This window comes from Paenibacillus xylanilyticus (assembly GCF_047246825.1).
In the GTDB taxonomy this organism is placed as follows: Bacteria; Bacillota; Bacilli; order Paenibacillales; family Paenibacillaceae; genus Paenibacillus; species Paenibacillus xylanilyticus_B.
Genome location: NZ_JBFOLB010000001.1, coordinates 1910667 through 1927296, shown reverse-complemented (window position 1 = coordinate 1927296; position 16630 = coordinate 1910667). Strand labels below are relative to the sequence as shown.

At 47.4% G+C, this 16630-nt stretch carries 16 protein-coding genes; 12 read left to right on the top strand and 4 right to left on the bottom strand.

Going from position 1 to position 16630, the window contains the following annotated elements:
• Window positions 1-168: 168 nt before the first annotated feature.
• Genes AB3N00_RS08250 through AB3N00_RS08240 form a run of 3 tightly spaced genes read left to right on the top strand, consistent with a single transcriptional unit; the run spans window position 169 to window position 3434 of the window.
• Window positions 169-1572 carry an ammonium transporter gene (locus AB3N00_RS08250; RefSeq protein ID WP_413034109.1) on the top strand — a complete coding sequence of 468 codons (1404 nt, stop codon included), beginning with the start codon at window positions 169-171 and terminating at the stop codon, window positions 1570-1572.
• A gap of 33 nt (window positions 1573-1605) precedes the next feature.
• Window positions 1606-2700 carry a DUF294 nucleotidyltransferase-like domain-containing protein gene (locus AB3N00_RS08245; protein ID WP_413035224.1) on the top strand — a complete coding sequence of 365 codons (1095 nt, stop codon included), beginning with the start codon at window positions 1606-1608 and terminating at the stop codon, window positions 2698-2700.
• A complete protein-coding gene (locus tag AB3N00_RS08240; RefSeq protein ID WP_175399753.1) occupies window positions 2697-3434 on the top strand; it encodes an exonuclease domain-containing protein in 738 nt (245 codons plus the stop codon). Before AB3N00_RS08245 ends, AB3N00_RS08240 begins: the two co-directional genes overlap by 4 nt.
• Here AB3N00_RS08240 and AB3N00_RS08235 read toward each other — a convergent pair.
• On the bottom strand, window positions 3420-3908 hold the full coding sequence (locus tag AB3N00_RS08235) for a Mov34/MPN/PAD-1 family protein (RefSeq protein ID WP_413034108.1): 489 nt from the start codon (window positions 3906-3908) through the stop codon (window positions 3420-3422). The genes AB3N00_RS08240 and AB3N00_RS08235 overlap by 15 nt on opposite strands.
• Window positions 3909-4142: 234 nt before the next feature.
• Between AB3N00_RS08235 and AB3N00_RS08230 the strand changes: the two genes are divergently transcribed.
• A complete protein-coding gene (locus tag AB3N00_RS08230) occupies window positions 4143-4691 on the top strand; it encodes a TlpA disulfide reductase family protein (RefSeq protein WP_413034107.1) in 549 nt (182 codons plus the stop codon).
• Window positions 4692-4766: 75 nt separating this feature from the next.
• Here the strand turns inward: AB3N00_RS08230 and cimA are convergent, their stop codons facing one another.
• Window positions 4767-6386, bottom strand: a complete 1620-nt coding sequence (cimA, locus tag AB3N00_RS08225; RefSeq protein ID WP_175399756.1) for a citramalate synthase — start codon at window positions 6384-6386, stop codon at window positions 4767-4769.
• 523 nt (window positions 6387-6909) lie between these two features.
• Here cimA and AB3N00_RS08220 point away from each other — a divergent pair.
• From AB3N00_RS08220 to AB3N00_RS08210, 3 genes are all read left to right on the top strand, one after another.
• A complete protein-coding gene (locus AB3N00_RS08220; RefSeq protein ID WP_413034106.1) occupies window positions 6910-8211 on the top strand; it encodes a DNA polymerase IV in 1302 nt (433 codons plus the stop codon).
• A 117-nt stretch (window positions 8212-8328) separates the two neighbouring features.
• Entirely contained in the window at window positions 8329-8571 is a 243-nt protein-coding gene (locus tag AB3N00_RS08215; RefSeq protein ID WP_062322102.1) for a ferredoxin, read from the top strand.
• A gap of 213 nt (window positions 8572-8784) precedes the next feature.
• Window positions 8785-10221 (top strand): L,D-transpeptidase family protein, encoded by a 1437-nt coding sequence (locus AB3N00_RS08210; protein WP_413034105.1) that lies wholly within the window; start codon window positions 8785-8787, stop codon window positions 10219-10221.
• Window positions 10222-10297: 76 nt separating this feature from the next.
• On the opposite strand, the gene AB3N00_RS08205 is transcribed toward AB3N00_RS08210, so the two are convergent.
• Window positions 10298-10435 carry a hypothetical protein gene (locus tag AB3N00_RS08205; RefSeq protein ID WP_164764163.1) on the bottom strand — a complete coding sequence of 46 codons (138 nt, stop codon included), beginning with the start codon at window positions 10433-10435 and terminating at the stop codon, window positions 10298-10300.
• A gap of 270 nt (window positions 10436-10705) precedes the next feature.
• Between AB3N00_RS08205 and AB3N00_RS08200 the strand changes: the two genes are divergently transcribed.
• The 3 genes from AB3N00_RS08200 (at window position 10706) to AB3N00_RS08190 (ending at window position 13239) form a co-directional block, all read left to right on the top strand.
• The gene (locus tag AB3N00_RS08200) at window positions 10706-11803 is read left to right on the top strand and encodes a quinone-dependent dihydroorotate dehydrogenase (protein WP_413035223.1); all 1098 of its coding nucleotides are present in this window, start codon (window positions 10706-10708) and stop codon (window positions 11801-11803) included.
• Window positions 11804-11942: 139 nt separating this feature from the next.
• A complete protein-coding gene (locus AB3N00_RS08195) occupies window positions 11943-12758 on the top strand; it encodes a GTP pyrophosphokinase family protein (protein WP_175399759.1) in 816 nt (271 codons plus the stop codon).
• On the top strand, window positions 12745-13239 hold the full coding sequence (locus tag AB3N00_RS08190) for a DUF309 domain-containing protein (protein WP_413034104.1): 495 nt from the start codon (window positions 12745-12747) through the stop codon (window positions 13237-13239). The genes AB3N00_RS08195 and AB3N00_RS08190 overlap by 14 nt, the downstream gene beginning before the upstream one ends.
• A 183-nt stretch (window positions 13240-13422) precedes the next feature.
• Here the strand turns inward: AB3N00_RS08190 and AB3N00_RS08185 are convergent, their stop codons facing one another.
• Window positions 13423-13968 carry a thioredoxin family protein gene (locus AB3N00_RS08185; RefSeq protein ID WP_413034103.1) on the bottom strand — a complete coding sequence of 182 codons (546 nt, stop codon included), beginning with the start codon at window positions 13966-13968 and terminating at the stop codon, window positions 13423-13425.
• A gap of 218 nt (window positions 13969-14186) precedes the next feature.
• Between AB3N00_RS08185 and AB3N00_RS08180 the strand changes: the two genes are divergently transcribed.
• Complete coding sequence (locus tag AB3N00_RS08180; RefSeq protein ID WP_413034102.1) at window positions 14187-15842, top strand: RsmB/NOP family class I SAM-dependent RNA methyltransferase; 1656 nt, start codon at window positions 14187-14189, stop codon at window positions 15840-15842.
• Window positions 15839-16585: a pseudouridine synthase gene (locus tag AB3N00_RS08175; RefSeq protein WP_413034101.1), complete on the top strand. Its 747-nt coding sequence runs from the start codon at window positions 15839-15841 to the stop codon at window positions 16583-16585. Before AB3N00_RS08180 ends, AB3N00_RS08175 begins: the two co-directional genes overlap by 4 nt.
• Window positions 16586-16630 lie beyond the last annotated feature (45 nt).

Below are 16630 nucleotides of genomic sequence, written 5' to 3'. Positions count from 1 at the left end.
GACATGAATATGTACTTAAGTGCAAGAAAAAGACGCATGACTTTATTCCCAGAAATAATTTTCGGTTTTGTTTAAAATACTCTTGTCAACTTTCCTGTCTTCTGCTTATAATGACATTAAGAGTTTCACGTTATGTGAAGAAACTTAACATACGAGGGAGTGGGGTACATGAGAAAGAAATGGTTGGTTTCGGTGTTATTAATGCTTACTTTACTGGCTTTCCCGGTCAGCGCGTTTGCTGCAGCGGAGGGGCCGACTAACATCGAACTTCAAAGCGGTCTGAACTCAGCCTTTACGTTTCTGGCTGTTGTGCTGGTTTTCTTAATGCAGGGGGGATTTGCTTTATTGGAAGCAGGTTCAACACGAATGAAGAATGCAGGACATATTGCGGGTAAGACGATCCTGACATTGGGAATTTCGGTTATTGCTTTCTGGGCTCTCGGCTTCGGTCTCGGCTTCGGTAATGGTAACAGCTTCTTTGGAACAACAGGATTTTTCCTGAGTGGTGACCAAATGGCTGCTTCCTTCGAATCACTGGCCTTCTCCGATGTTCCACTTACCGTAAAATTTGTATTCCATCTCGCTTTTGCGGCGGTATCTCTGGCCATTGCCTGCGGTGGTATGGCTGAACGTGCAAAAATGAGCGTATATATTGTTTTCGGAACGCTTTATACCATTATTATGTATCCAGTTGTTGCTCACTGGGTATGGGGCGGCGGCTGGCTCGCAGAGCTGGGCATGCAAGACTTTGCAGGTTCCACTGTCGTTCACTTGACGGGTGCAACGGCTGCGCTGGTAGCTACAATTCTTTTGAAACCACGTATCGGTAAATATAACAAAGACGGTAAACCTAACATCATCCCGGGTCACAACCAAGTGTATTCTGTACTCGGTGTAATCATCCTCTGGATTGGTTGGTTCGGCTTTAACCCAGGTAGTACGTTGTCTGCCATGGGCGATGGATTCTTCGGTTATGTTGCATTGACTACAAACGTAGCAGCTGCTGCGGGTGGTGTTGCTGCACTGCTGATCTCGTGGGCAGTTCTGGGTAAATCGGATATTCCAAGCATGTTGAACGGTGTTCTTGCAGCACTCGTAGCGATTACAGGTGCTTGTGCCTTTGTAGAACCTTGGGCAGCTCTGGTCATCGGTGCATTGGCAGGTATCATTACATTCTTCACGGCTCAATTCTTTGATCGCAAAGGAATTGACGATCCAATCTACGCTTTCTCCGTTCACGGTATCGCTGGTATGTGGGGAGCCATTTCCACAGGATTGTTCGCAACTCCGGAGCTTGCTGAGAATGCAGGCGTAGGTCAAGCGGGTCTGTTCTACGGCGGTGGATTCCACCAGCTCGGAGTTCAACTCTTAGGTCTGGCAGGCGCATTTGCCTTCGTACTGATTGTCTCCTTCATTATCCTTGGCGGAATGAAAGCCATCATGGGTATCCGTGTTACAGAAGAAGAGGAAACCATGGGTCTGGATCTTAGTGAGCACGGTACTTACGGGTACCCTGAGCAAATGAAAAACATTGAAGGTAAATCCAATGGAGGCGGTACGTTCAGCTCCTGAGATGAATGATGACTGAATCACGCTTCAAGGAGGCTGGACATGATGGAACCTATCCCGTTTATAAACCATTCTTGGTCCTATCAGGGGATCGATGGTGCGGCTTCTTCCGAGGAGCTGCGCCAGGCACGTGTAGTTTTGCAGAATGAGCTTCAGGAATTGTTGTCCGCTTCCTTGTCGCCGATCGAGTGGTACCAAACGGTAAATGAACTGCATGACCGGATATACCGGAAAGCAGTAGAGTTATGCATCCAGGGGATGGTAGAGGACGGCTTCGGCCGGCCTCCCGTCCCCTATGCCTTTATCGTATTTGGCAGTTCGGGCAGGGAAGAAGCAACATTGTGGAGTGATCAGGACAATGGCATGATTATCAGTGATACCCCGCATGAGGGGAAAGAAGCGTATTTTGCCGAACTTGGACGACGAATGGCTGATATGCTTGAGGAATTGGGTTATGCCAAATGCGAAGGGAAAGTCATGTGTTCGGAGCCGTTATGGCGTAAGACACTTGAATCCTGGAAGGAGCAGCTCAGGGAGTGGAGATCAGATCTGGCATGGGAACCTGTACGTAATCTGATCATTGCTTCGGATATGCGTTTTGTGACAGGGGAGCGAGGTCTGGCAGAGGAATGGATTGCTGCGTTCTATGATGGATTCAGAGCCGTTCCTGAGCTATCGGATGCTGTTCTGCGCAATACGGTTAAACACAAGGCGACACTTAATATTCTCGGTCAGGTGGTCACGGAACGATTCGGTGAGCATGCTGGCGGATTTGACGTCAAATATGGCTTATATATTCCGCTGGTGAACAGTGCGCGTTTTTTGGCATTGCAGCATGGAATTAGGGAAACGTCCACACTTAAACGAATTCAGAGACTGGTTTCGCTTGAAGCTGTCCCTTTGACCTTACTTGATGCAGCCGGTCGGGCCTTCATGATGGCGCTCAAGTTTAGACGTAGTACACCAGTTGTGATTAGAAGCGGATTGCAGCAGAGCAGTGGTTTTCTGGATGAGAAACAAATGAAACAAAAACAAATGCATTATGAGCTTCGGGATACGTTAGGGCAGGTGCGACGCGTGCATCGTGCACTGCAAAGACAACTTCGTTTTGCAGAAAGGAGACGTCCATGAGAGAGCCGGCAAGGGGCAATACTGGATTTTGGAATTCGCTGCGTCAGGGAGGGGTACCTTCTGCCATCGCTTCCATTATGGGGGCCCCAACGGCGCAACACATGGCGTTCATTCGCTCTATGATGAGGGAGCAGCGCAGACCGGAAGTTCTTCATACGCCGCTGAATGAATTGGATGCTGTTGTGTTTGATCTGGAGACGACAGGTTTTTCTCCCCAGCATGGAGATGAGATTCTTTCATTTGGCGCTGTGCGCATCAGTGGTGGTGTGGTGCTGGAAGGGGAACATTTTTATACGCTCGTGCAGTCCAAAACTGCGGTTCCTGAACATATTACTGAGCTTACAGGCATTACGCAGCAGATGACTGTTGAAGCACCTTCGCTGTTGGAGGGCTTGCATGATTTTATGTCATTTGTTGGAGGCAGTGTACTGGTTGCACATGCAAGTGCGCATGATCGGGCCTTTCTGAATGCAGCGCTGTGGCGCACCTCCAAGGTGAGGCTGACACATCGGCTGATCGATACTATGATGCTGGCTCGCTGGCTGGAGCCGGGTCGACCAGGTTATGGTCTGGATGAATTGCTGGAATCAAGAGGCATTCCGATTTATGGACGCCATCATGCCTTGGAGGATGCCAAGATGACGGCGCAGCTGTGGTCATGCTATCTGGAGGACATGACTCGTAAAAATGTAGAAACATTGGGTGACTTGTACACTCACTTAAGTCACGCATAATTGTGACGGCTGAAGATGATATAACTTTTGCTGGTCCGTCTTGCTATCGCAATCAAGATCAGACTGGATCTGATAGCCGTTTAAGTGCATCTGTTGTTCAGACCTGACTGTCAGGTTAGGAGAGCCGATCAGATACACTTGGAGTAATCGGGCGTAAGCTTGAAGGGCGATAAGATCCTGGGTAGACGGTACTGGCTCGGTTCGAGGATGGGAGTGGAAAATGCCGATGAGCTGGGGCTCATTAAATACACACCGAATCCATTCTGCATCATCCAGACTGAAGTGATGCAGCGGGTTAGGCGCTACGTTACGAATTGGCTGAAACCGACTGATTCGTATGCCGCCCGCTGCGGCTTCACCCAGCACAACCCCGCAGGCTTCCTGCGGCAGCGAAGTGTACATGTGCTTCAACATCTCTTGCTCTACGGAAGAAGGGATGAAGAATGTGTTTTGCTGTCCATGAAGTGCTGCCATTTTGTATTCACCCCTCTCTCTTTGGCTCCTGCTTAGGCAGGGGTCCTTTTTTGGTTCAATTTGTGTGATCCCTGATTGTAAAATTTTAAAGGAAAAGGGTACAATATTAAAGAAAGTATTTGTATCAATGTAATAAGGGTTTCCCAATGCGCAAATGCCGATAAGAGAACCGAACTCTCCACAATGAAGTAAATAAGTCAGTAATATGCTGATACTATAAAAGGGTGGCTGGCCATGAAACGGAACATCTACATACTCCTTGGTGTTATATTGCTGATTGGGGTTGCGCTCGCTCAAAATGCGGATAATGGGATCGCTGCAGTGTTTAAACAAGAGGAACCGCTTCCTACTGAAACGGGACCGAGAGCGGGACTGCTGGCTCCCGGGTTTTCTCTGAAAGGCATGGATGGAAAAACATATACCGCAGGAGGAGCCAAAGAAAAGGCTGTATTTGTCAGCTTCTGGGCTTCCTGGTGTGAACCCTGCAAGGAAGAAGCGCCTGCGCTTAATACCTTGGCTGCGAAGTACAAAGACAAATTGGATATGTATGGAGTTAATGTAACTCCTTACGATAAACTGAAAGATGCAAGAGCTTTTGTGGAGGAATACAAACTGACGTTCCCCATTTTGCTTGATGAAGATGGTGCAGCCTATGCAAAGTATAATGGTGTAGCTTTTCCCACAAATGTATTGATTGATAAGAATGGTGTGATCCAGGAAGTTATTCTCGGTATTTTGCCTGAAAAAGAACTGGAACGCAAGATTAAGGATGTAATCAACTAAATAAATCCAATAAAAAGCGCCTGACTCCATGTGATTTGGAGACAAGCGCTTCTTTTATTTTCCGGGAAATAAGCACTAATGGTTGCTTAATCCATGAAAGGCAGTATGGACTACTCCCGGCTCGTCCTGTAATTTTTCCTGAAGTAGGGCATAACGGAAACTGTGAACAAGGGCTTCCCAGCTCGCTTCAATGACGTTTTCGGAAACGCCGACAGTATTCCAGGTATTCTCTGTATTCTTGGATTCGATTAATACACGTACTTTGGCTGCTGTGGCATCCTTCTCGTCAAGCACACGCACTTTGTAGTCGGAGAGGTGCATGTTGGCAAGCGAAGGGAAGTATTGGACGAGTGCTTTCCGAAGAGCATTATCCAATGCATTTACCGGACCGTTACCCTCAGCCGCGGTATAAACGCTTGTTCCAGCGACATTCAATTTCACAAATGCTTCGGAGACAACGGATTTGCCGGCTGTTTTTTCCACAAGCATTTTGAATGATTCAAATGTAAACAGTTCCTTCATATCTCCGTTTGCTTCGCGAATCAGCAGCTCAAGGGAAGCATCTGCCCCTTCAAATTGATAACCCTGATGCTCCAGATCTTTGATTTTCTCGATGATCTGGCGTGAATTGGCACTGCTCGGGTCGAACTCCAGTCCAAGTTCCTGAGCTTTGGAAACGATGTTGCTCTGTCCAGCCAGTTCGGAGACGAGTACACGCTGTTTGTTCCCGACAAGTTCAGGCACGATATGTTCGTAGGTACGGGAATCGCGCAGGATGGCAGAGACGTGAATGCCGCCCTTGTGGGCGAAAGCTGCATTACCGACATAAGGCTGATTGATCGGCATGTTCACATTGGCAATCTCGCTGACGTAACGGGCTACGTTTGTAAGTTGTCTCATGGAATCCTCGGACACACATTCATATCCAAGCTTCAGCTGCAGGTTCGGAATAATGGAGGCCAGATTGGCATTGCCGCATCGTTCTCCATAACCGTTCATTGTGCCTTGAACCTGTCTGGCACCGGCTTGTACAGCACTTAGCGTATTCGCAACAGCGAGCTCACAGTCATTATGTGTGTGAATGCCGAGATGAGCTTGAGGAAGGGTTCCAGAGAGTCTGGATACAATCTCATACACTTCATGTGGCATCGTACCACCGTTGGTATCACACATCACGAGCCAGTCTGCCCCTGCTTCATGGGCTTTGGTTAATACAGCTTGGGCATACTCCGGATTGTGCTTGAATCCATCGAAGAAGTGCTCAGCGTCGAATATGACTTCCATTCCATTTTGTTTCAAATAAGCAATCGAATCATAGATCATGGACAGATTTTCTTCCAAAGTGGTTTGCAGGGCGGTATGCACATGGAAATCCCACGATTTGCCCACCAATGTTGCTGCCTGTGCACCGGATTCAATCATCCGTTTCAGGTTGGCGTCTTCGCTGGCAATGCTTCCTTTGCGACGTGTGCTGCCAAAGGCAACAACCTTGGCATTCAGGTTTAACTCCTTGACTCTTTTGAAAAACTCAATGTCCTTGGTGTTGCTGCCCGGAATTCCGCCTTCAATATAATGAGCACCCAGGTCGTCTAGTTTCTTGGCAATTTTGAGCTTGTCATCTGCCGATAAACTGACACCCTCCCCTTGTGTGCCGTCACGTAAAGTCGTATCGAAGATGGAAATGGCCTTTGACATGAAGATCCTCCTTTGAAATAAAGCGCTTTTTTAAAAAGTTTAATTGTAAGTTTGGAGAAGCGTGCGAACTAATTTGCGGACGAATCCTTCGATTCTGCAACGCTACACTGTGTTAAACTAGGTGCGTTGATTTGTCCTAAAGTCGTGAATTTGTATAATTAATTATTATAGCACCATTATGGCCAAATGCTACACAGAAATCGCAGTTTCATGTAACAAATATCAAATTACGAATATAAGATATGTGATCCTATGTCAAAATTTATGATATATTTAAGTTTAACTGATAAATGGGATATATGGAAAATCGGAGGGATATATTTGACTATTGTATGGGAGAATACGGTTTTAGCCTTGATTGCCGTTGTTCTTTTTGTGAGTGTGGGATGGTTGATTATTCGCTCGATCATCAAATCCAACCGAAAATAAAATCACGTGACTGATTTTACATAATGACCTTGGTATAATAGAAATAGATTATATAATGTTTCATTAAATAAGATGCACGAAAGGGCGGAGGAACATGTCTTCAGATGGAACTCATTACACCGATGTGGATCGATATTATCCTGCCGCCGGAAGAGTCATTTTGCATGTTGACATGAACGCTTTTTATTGCTCAGTGCATGAAGCCGAAGAGCCGGAACGATACAGAGGTAAAGCAACAGCTGTTGCAGGCAGCAGCGAAGTGAGAAAAGGCGTGATTGTAACGTGTTCGTACGTTGCTCGGAGCAGAGGCATCTCCACAGGCATGGTAGTAAACCAAGCGATGAAGAAATGTCCGGAATTGATCGTCATTCGTCCCGATTTTCATTTATATCGTCGCTACTCAAGAGAATTTATGAAAATAGCCTATAGCTACACACCGCTTTTGGAGGCGACTTCCATTGATGAGTGTTACCTGGATATCACCGGTTCAAAACAATTCGGCACACCCATGGAAATTGCGGAGAGCATCCAGCGCAGAATTCGGGAGGAACTGGGACTGCCGTGTTCCATCGGAATTGCACCCAACAAATTGCTGGCCAAGATGGCTTCTGATTTGAAAAAGCCTAACGGTATCTCTATCTTGCGAATGAGGGATGTACCTAAGATTCTATGGCACAGACCCTGCAACGAGTTGTATGGGATTGGCAAAAAGACGGCTGAGAAGCTGAAAAAGCTGGGCATAGAAACCATTGGACAGCTTGCAAAATCGGATGAACGCATGCTGAGGGATGTTTTTGGCATTAACGGTACCTGGCTGAAAAATTCGGCGAATGGCATTAATCATTCATCCGTTCAGGCAGAACGGGAAGCGAACAAATCCATCGGGCATACCACTACACTTCCTGCGGACATTAGCGAGATGGATGATGTACACCGGGTGCTGCTTAATATAAGTGATCAGGTGGCCAGGCGTTTGCGCAAGCATGAGATGCTGAGTCAGGGCATTCAGATTACGATCCGTACACCGGACATGAAGACCATCACGCGATCACGAATGATGGAAGTACCTACGGAAGATGCAGCGATTATATACCGGGAAGCCTGCGCTTTATTTGCGAAGCATTGGAGCGGGGGAAAGCCTGTACGAATGCTGGGAGTAACGCTGCAAAATCTGATTCCCCGTGAGGAATCTGTTGTACAGCTTGATCTGTTTGAATATGAGCAGAAGCCGAAAAAGGAAAATCTGATTCGCATTATGGATCAGCTGCGTGACAAATTTGGAGAGAATGCTGTTGTAACCGCGGGCATGCTCGGAGATGACCCTTCCGTGTTACTTCGCAACCATAAGGTGAGGGGCACCTCACTGCAAAAAGATAACTTGCAAAGTCTCGATTAAATAGGGCATAATATAGTCTTGATGTTGTTAAAATAATTTGTAATTACTTTTACTTTGTATTAATATGTTTCTAGATAAAAACACTGTACGTTTTGAATTTTAGGAGGAGAGATTGTAATGAGTAAGTATACTTGGGTTGAAAAAGACACATGTATTGCATGTGGTGCTTGCGGAGCAACAGCGCCTGACATTTATGACTATGACGATGAAGGTTTGGCCGAAGTGATCTTCGATGGTGACGCCAACCAAGGCATTAAGGCGATCCCGGACGACCTGTTCGATGATATGCAGGATGCTTGCGATGGCTGTCCTACAGATTCCATCAAAGTTGCCGACGAACCTTTCAACAAAGAAGGCTAATCCACTCCATATAACATTAAAAAAGCACATTCTTCTGTCGTGGGACAGGAGGACGTGCTTTTTTTGATGTACTGAAATTGGTTCAATGGATTTGGACGTATTTTTTGTCGAAAGCACAGCCTCCATCCGGGTACTCAAGTCCTATGGATTTCATTCCTTACTATGCCGATATAATAGAAAGAAACGGAAAAAGGCATAACAACGGAGGATCGGATGCAGAACACTCATCTAAGAACATATGTTAAGAAACATCCAGATAATAAAATGGCCTGGTATTTGCTCGGCAAGGAGTATGTGCGCGAAGGCCAGGAAGGCAAGGCCAATTATTGTTTTCAGCAAGCAGGTGAGGTTTACGAAGCGTTTGAACGGAGTAAGGCTCCTGCAGACATTTGGGTGGATTATCAAAACAAGCTGGTTGAGATGGCGGAACAAAAGGAGAAGAAGCACCGTATTCGCAAAATGTGGCTGACTCTGCTGATGCTGCTTGTGCTTGCAGGATTGCCGCCTGCAGATGCCCCTGGCTTCAATCGAGATGCAGCTGAAACGCTGGCTACCGCATTGGAATCTGTAAGTGATTCAGGTGAGGAGCCATTATCGGGGGGGCAGGAAGCACCAACCGTTCCTGTATCCAATTCAAATGTGTTTACAGCAGCTGGGTTTGGTGGCAGTCATCAGGGAGAAAAAGCGCTGGCTTCTGCCTGGTCAGGGGCCGGACCTAAGGTGGAGACATCGGCAGTACTGGGTATGCAAATGACTGACAACTGGGCGTTATGGAAACGGAATATGCCGGTGAAATATATCGTGCAGACCAACAGCAGCGGCAGGTTAACAGCGCAAAGTTATGATTCAAAGCAGTGTAACTGCGAACCTCCAGAAGTTTCGAAGGACATACAGCTGTTGGCACAAGCCTGGACCGCCAAACAGGAATCAGCGGCGTCGTTGTCCAGTGCGATCATTACATATCATAAGCAAAAAGGGACTTGGCCGAAAAATGTAAGCCAGCTTGCTCAACCTTTTCCAAATAATATCTTGGGCGAGACTGCACCGGGGATGACTGAAATGTTCCCGACATTACTGTCGTTGCATCAACAAGAGAAGGGAACCGTAGGTCAACCAACAAATGAGGGACAAGCTGGACAATCGGATTCTCCGCAAGCTGGCAACCCTTTTGCAGATACGCTTGGAGGGCAGCTGTTTTTGCAGGATCAACTGGAGATTGTGGTAGACAAAAGCAATCACAGACTGGCGCTGATTAGCGGGAATACCATTATACGTAATTATGAGGTCGGACTGGGGGGAGAACGCACACCCGAAGGCACTTTTGTCATTACAGACAAGGTCGTGAATCCGAATGGCCGCGCCGATGGTGAGTTCGGAACACGAGGCATGCAGCTGTCGGATACGAATTATGCCATCCATGGGACCAACGAGCCAAACAGCATCGGGCTGGATGAATCCCTTGGATGTGTGAGAATGAGTAAAGGGGATGTGGAGGAACTGTTTGCGCTTGCCCCTCAGGGAACCCCGGTACGCATTGGAACAGATCTGCTGCCAGAAACCATCCTTGTTCCGGAAGCGAAGGATCGTTATCAGTACACGCTCGTTCCGAAGCAAAACAATCCAAACAAGAAGTATCACTGGCTGAACTAAGCTGTTGTTTAATTGTTCGTTAAGGCATAAATCCAGCCGAATGATTATGTATGGAACTGGCAATCGGATTGACCATTTACATGTTGGCTATAATGATCAGAGCGCCGATGATAATGATTAATCCGATGACACTGGCCGCTGTCCAGGCAATGGCTTTCCGATTGACTTCTTCTTTCTTTTGCTGCAATGCAGGCGGTTTACGTTTGGGAGCCATGGGCTGTTCCTCCTTCGTTCATTGGGACTGGTATAATGTAACCATGCTCCCATTGTAAAGAATTCAACACTTCATTTCCAGTATGCGGGTGTATTTCTTCCGCACGGATTCAAGTCGCTTCGGGGTACAGGCAAAATGCTGCTGTCTATGCGCAAACTACTTTCCTTTTGATGAAGAAACGGATAGACTTGTGTATAGAGTGTTTTTTTACATATGAAAAAGACGGGAAAGCATATTTACAGCGTACCGGCCGAGAACGGAGTGAGTGATTTGTTATACAGAAGTCTTGCTAAACCCTTGTTGTTCAAAATGGACCCTGAACAGGCCCATCATCTGATTATTGGTGGCCTTAGCGGCATGGGCAGTATTCGCCCGGTGCCTTCCGGTTTGCGTGTGATGTATGGCGTGCGTGAAACGGAAGACTTGGCTGTTGATATGTTTGGCTGTCATTTTCCTACACCAGTGGGCCTCGCGGCAGGTCTGGACAAAAATGGACAGGCTGTAACGGGTTTCTCATCCATCGGATTTGGGTTCATGGAAGTGGGCACCGTAACACCACTCGCACAGCCAGGCAACGAGCAGCCTCGCCTGTTCCGTCTGCCTCCCGATGAGGCATTGGTCAACCGGATGGGGTTCAATAACCTTGGCGTGGAAGCGATGGCAGGTGAGTTGGCGCGTCTGAAGGATCGCCGGATTCCCGTAGCTGTCAACATTGGCAAAAATAAGGCAACACCTAATGAAGAAGCCCATCTGGATTATGCCAAATGCATCCGGGCGTTATATGATTATGCTGACTTGTTTGTGGTAAATATCAGTTCACCAAATACGCCGGATCTGCGTAACCTGCAGCATGGGAATGAATTGAAGGAATTGCTTGCTGCGGTGATGAGCGAAATGGAGACACAGCGTGCGAAAACAGGTGGACCGGTCAAATCGGTTCTGGTCAAAATTGCACCGGACGTCAACGATCAGGAGCTTGAATATATGGTCAGCACGATCGCGGACAGCGGCGTTGCCGGCATCATTGCCACCAACACGACGATTAACCGGGAGGGCCTGTCCCATCAGCATGCGAAGGAGACCGGCGGACTGAGCGGCAAACCGCTGCGTGATCGCTCTACGGAGATTATTCGCCGAATTTATCGCCAAACCGAAGGGAAGCTTCCGATCATCGGTTCCGGGGGTATTTTTACGAGCGAGGACGCCTACGAAAAAATTAAGGCCGGAGCAAGTCTGGTGGAAATATACACAGCTCTGATCTATGAAGGTCCTGAGGTGAATCGGCGTATTCATGCCGGATTGCGTGAGTTGCTGCGCAAGGACGGTTATCGCCATATCTCCGAAGCTGTTGGTGCAGAGCACGTATAAGAGTAAGAAGGATAAGAAGTTCCCCGGAGCGAAAATATAGAAGCTTGGAAGAGGGTAATGGAACGGGACTCTTCCCCCCGCTGAACATCATGTATAATAGACTAGAACAGGGGACGCTATAGAGACAGGAGGCATAAGCATGGACGGTAGAGACTGGGGTACATTTTTACTTCCTTATGAACAAGCGGTAGAGGAATTGAAAGTCAAATTCAAAACGATGCGAGCGGAACTGAAGAAACGGGAAGAATATGCCCCGATTGAATTCGTTACCGGTCGTGTCAAAAAAATATCCAGCATTCTGGAGAAATCCAGACGTCTGAATGTGCCACTAGATCAGGTAGAGACGGGAATTGAGGATATTGCGGGAATCCGTATTATGTGTCAATTCGTGGATGATATTCGCAGAGTGGCGGAGTACATTCGCGGACGCAAGGATTTAACGGTTTTGATTGAAAAGGATTATATTACGAACTTCAAAGAGAGCGGTTATCGCAGTTTCCATATGATTATTGAATATCCTGTTCAGACAGCTCTGGGACAGAAGAAGGTGTTGGCCGAGATTCAGATTCGGACGCTTGCCATGAACTTCTGGGCCACGATTGAGCACTCGCTGAGCTATAAATATCGGGAAAGTCTGCCGGATGATATGCGGGCAAGGTTGAAGAAAACCGCTGAAGCCGCTTTTGTATTGGACAATGAGATGTCAGCAATCCGCCTGCAGATTTTGGAAGCGCAGAAGGAGTTTGAAGATGATTCAAACATCGTCTCCAAGACGTTGTCGATCATACATCAATTGTATTTCTATCATCTCGTCAACGAGGCTATTGAGGCGCAGAAGCGCTTTAACGACTGCTGGGAGCGTCATGATATGGAAGCACTGAAAGACTTGCTGGACGATGTAAAAGCACTTTTGAATTCGGCCAGGAAGGGCGAAAATCCCGATGAGCAGCTATGAGCCGCTGTATGTGGATTATCTGATCTATTTTAACCGTGATCAGGACTACTTCGAATGCCATGAGGTACTGGAAGAACTGTGGCTGGAACGGGATCGGGATACCTTTTATAAAGGATTATTACAGATTGCGGTTGGCTTATATCATTTCAGGAACAGCAATCTTCGCGGAGGACGGATGATGTTACAGAGTTCGGTTGAACTGCTGGAGCATTATCCTGAAGATGCGAGGGGGATTGGACTCGGGAAATTGGTTGAGGAAGTGAAGGAACTGGTTCAAGGACTATCAGGTCCTGATCCAGAGCATTTTCCATACAGGGATCTCACCATTCAGATCCGGGATAAGGCACTGCTTGACGCAGTTCAAGAACGATCTCTGCAATTGAAACCCAACATTCCGCAACGCCGCAGTCCGACCCGTGGGCGCATCTATGAAGAGAAGATGAAGGCGTTGCAGCAGGAACAGAGTTCGAACGGGAAGTAAATTAGAGATATTGGCATCATAGATATACGACATAACAAAAATCACCCCGGCAGATCCTTCAAAAGGATTTGTCGGGGTGATTTTTTAATTGATTTTCATGTGATTGAAGTTGCGAATGAGTGCGTGCTTGTCCTCTAAGAAAAAGCTTGAATAAGTTCATGACTCGAAATCATAAGTTACCCTTTAGCTTGCCGAAGGAGCTGTGCTGACTTTATACTTGTCAAAAAATTGTCTGTAGTCATCGAGTGTGTAGCCGTTGTCGCTGCCGTTCTCCTGCAGCCCGCCAACCATACGGTCTTTTTCCACGCCATCCTGATAATAAACCAGCGTAGGTGTATATTCGATGTTATAATCTGTCCAGCCTGAATCGAACTCACGCAGATTGAATTGTGGCAGATCGATGCCTACTTCATCTACCAGCGGCATTAACTGAGGTGTAGTTGCACGGCAATGTGAGCAGTCAGAGGCAAAGAAATAAACGAAAAAGCTTTCCTTATTGTCAATCTTGGTTTTAAGATCATCTGGCAGGATAATCTGTTGATAGTTAGGATCATCAAGCAATTCGCGTGTAGCCGGATTAAGCTTGGATGCTGCAATGCCATAAGCGTTCTCGACAGCGTCCATTTGTTTCTTGGATTGCTGATTCACCAGGACAAGCGCTGCAAGCAGCACAACGAAAATACCCAGGAAAATCAGGATTGAGGCACTTTTCTTTTTCTTCGATTTCATTGGACCATCCCCCATTAATCATATCAAAATATAGTTTTGGCAAAAATAGAGTATGGGATAATATACATAAACACCCGTTTTTTGCACGAGAATCAACCTACTTGTCATTATACAACATTACACGCTGTAGTGGAATATGCAGTGAAGCCATAGGAAAGCTGCACCCGGATATGATAACATAGAACAATATGCATTTTAACAGGACAGGATGAGTGAATATGGCTGTACAGCTACCTTTAATCTTTGCCGAGCGTATGAAAGGTCTGCTTGGTGATGAGTTTGAACAATTTATGAAATCATATGAACAGTCCCCACATGCGGGGCTTCGAGTAAATACGTTAAAAATATCATTGGATCAATTTGATGAATTGGCTCCTTTTGATTTGCGGCCCATTCCGTGGTGCGGGACGGGCTTTTATGTGCCTCATGGTGTGAAGCCAGGTTTGCATCCGTACTATCATGCGGGTCTATATTATATTCAGGAACCAAGTGCGATGGCCCCGGTTGAACTGTTGGGTGTTCAGCCTGGGGATCATGTGCTGGACCTGTGTGCAGCACCAGGTGGTAAGTCAACCCAGATCGCAGCGAAGCTTCAGGGCAGGGGTGTGTTGGTAACCAATGATATCCATGCAGAACGGACCAAAGCACTTGCCAAAAACGTCGAACTGTACGGTGTACGCAACGCAGTTGTGCTGAATGAGTCACCTGAGCGAATTGCCGGTGCATTTCCGCATTATTTTAATAAGGTATTAATTGATGCGCCATGTTCGGGGGAAGGCATGTTCCGTAAAGATGAAGACATGGTCAAATCATGGGAACATCATTCGGTGGAAAAATGTGTGCTCATGCAGCGTGACATTTTGGAGACAGCCGCGAAGCTGCTTGCTCCTGGGGGAACCATCGTTTATTCCACGTGTACGTTTGCACCTGAAGAAAATGAGGCCATGATTGCGGAATTTCTGAACCTCAATCCGGACTTTGTCGTTAAGGACATTCCGGAAGCGGCCGGATTTGCCCCGGGAAGACCGGATTGGGTACGCCAGATGCTGCCTGAGACGGCAGAAGAGACCGATACTGTGTTGGACCAGACGCGTGGCACTGCGAGGTTGTGGCCTCACTTGTTGGAAGGAGAAGGCCATTATGTAGCTGTATTACAGCATCGCTCTGAATCCTTTGCAGAATTGAGCAGCATTACAGGAGAAAAGAGCGAGATTGAATCAAGAATATACGAGGATCAAGCCATCGCTGCGGCTCAGCCTCTCAGCAAAGCAGATCGAAAACGGGAACGCTTGATGAGAACCGAATCCAGAGAGCGAAATGACAGACCAGCACGAGGTGGCAAAAACGAAGGAAGAGTCGGAAGAAATAATGAGCGTGATACTCGTAAAACCAATCGTGGCAAAGGCCGAGGGACCGAGCAGGTGAACATTGATCCGGTAACGGTGTATCAACAATTTATTGAAGATCATGTGGAACTGGAGCTCTTTGGTGAAACGGTATTTTACGGTGATCGTGTGTATCAATCGTCTGTTGGTGCAGCGCGACTGGAAGGGCTTAAGGTGATCCGTCCGGGATGGTTTATGGGGACGGTGAAGAATGGACGATTTGTACCGTCTCACCCACTGGCTTGTGCCCTGCATAGTTCCGAGGCAAAAAGGATGATAAACCTGGCTTCCGCGAACGGAGAAGCGGTGAGGTACCTGAAAGGTGAAACCTTGAATATCGAAGAAGAACGCGTGGAGTGTAAGGGAGAAGCAGCGGCCAAAGGATATGCGTTGGTGTGTGTGGACGGGTATGCGCTCGGCTGGGGGAAATGGCTGGATGGCGTGCTGAAAAATGAGTATCCAGCGGGCTGGAGGTGGACATCGGTATGAGTGAAAAAGGAAAGAAAACGCAGCGCCTCGATAAAATATTGAGTCACATGGGTGTAGGTACGCGGAGTGAGCTCAAAAAAATGGTGAAGCAAGGCAGAATCCTTGTCGATGGCAAAACGGTGAAAGATAGTGGAATCCAGGTGAACCCGGACACCAATGTGATAGAAGCAGATGGGGTGCGGATTGTGTACCGGGAAATGATCTATCTGATGCTGCATAAACCCCCTGGCGTGGTGTCGGCAACGGAAGACAACAGGGATAAAACCGTGCTGGACCTGCTGCGCAAAGAGGACAGGATCTTCGAGCCATTCCCTGTGGGACGGCTGGATAAGGATACGGAGGGACTGCTCATTCTAACGAATGACGGTCCACTTGCGCATGATCTGTTGTCCCCGCGCAAACATGTACCCAAGACATATGAAGCCCGTGTATTGGGAAAAGTGGATGACGAGGATGTACAACGGTTCAAGGTTGGCATACAGCTGGATGATGGCTATGAAGCAATGCCTGCAGAGCTCACCGTGCTTAGTCATGAGGAGACGGAGGAGGGTGTCATCTCTTCGATATCTCTGATTATCCATGAGGGCAAATTCCATCAAGTTAAACGAATGTTTCTGGCAGTAGGCAAACGAGTGGTTTATCTAAAACGAGTAGCCATGGGCGAACTTCAGCTCGACGCCGAACTGCCGATCGGCAAATATCGTGAACTAACCGCAGACGAATTAGCTTGTCTGCGTAAGTAAGGCTCCCGTCCTTCGCGAAGCGGAGCAGGGAGCCGGGCAGAGTGC

Excerpts from the sequence above, each read along its gene's own strand:
- AB3N00_RS08250 (WP_413034109.1), top strand. The coding sequence starts at position 169 with ATGAGAAAGAAATGGTTGGTTTCGGTGTTATTAATGCTTACTTTACTG.
- AB3N00_RS08240 (WP_175399753.1), top strand. The coding sequence starts at position 2,697 with ATGAGAGAGCCGGCAAGGGGCAATACTGGATTTTGGAATTCGCTGCGT.
- AB3N00_RS08235 (WP_413034108.1), bottom strand. The coding sequence starts at position 3,908 with ATGGCAGCACTTCATGGACAGCAAAACACATTCTTCATCCCTTCTTCC.
- AB3N00_RS08230 (WP_413034107.1), top strand. The coding sequence starts at position 4,143 with ATGAAACGGAACATCTACATACTCCTTGGTGTTATATTGCTGATTGGG.
- cimA (WP_175399756.1), bottom strand. The coding sequence starts at position 6,386 with ATGTCAAAGGCCATTTCCATCTTCGATACGACTTTACGTGACGGCACA.
- AB3N00_RS08220 (WP_413034106.1), top strand. The coding sequence starts at position 6,910 with ATGTCTTCAGATGGAACTCATTACACCGATGTGGATCGATATTATCCT.
- AB3N00_RS08215 (WP_062322102.1), top strand. The coding sequence starts at position 8,329 with ATGAGTAAGTATACTTGGGTTGAAAAAGACACATGTATTGCATGTGGT.
- AB3N00_RS08210 (WP_413034105.1), top strand. The coding sequence starts at position 8,785 with ATGCAGAACACTCATCTAAGAACATATGTTAAGAAACATCCAGATAAT.
- AB3N00_RS08205 (WP_164764163.1), bottom strand. The coding sequence starts at position 10,435 with ATGGCTCCCAAACGTAAACCGCCTGCATTGCAGCAAAAGAAAGAAGAA.
- AB3N00_RS08195 (WP_175399759.1), top strand. The coding sequence starts at position 11,943 with ATGGACGGTAGAGACTGGGGTACATTTTTACTTCCTTATGAACAAGCG.
- AB3N00_RS08190 (WP_413034104.1), top strand. The coding sequence starts at position 12,745 with ATGAGCAGCTATGAGCCGCTGTATGTGGATTATCTGATCTATTTTAAC.
- AB3N00_RS08185 (WP_413034103.1), bottom strand. The coding sequence starts at position 13,968 with ATGAAATCGAAGAAAAAGAAAAGTGCCTCAATCCTGATTTTCCTGGGT.
- AB3N00_RS08180 (WP_413034102.1), top strand. The coding sequence starts at position 14,187 with ATGGCTGTACAGCTACCTTTAATCTTTGCCGAGCGTATGAAAGGTCTG.
- AB3N00_RS08175 (WP_413034101.1), top strand. The coding sequence starts at position 15,839 with ATGAGTGAAAAAGGAAAGAAAACGCAGCGCCTCGATAAAATATTGAGT.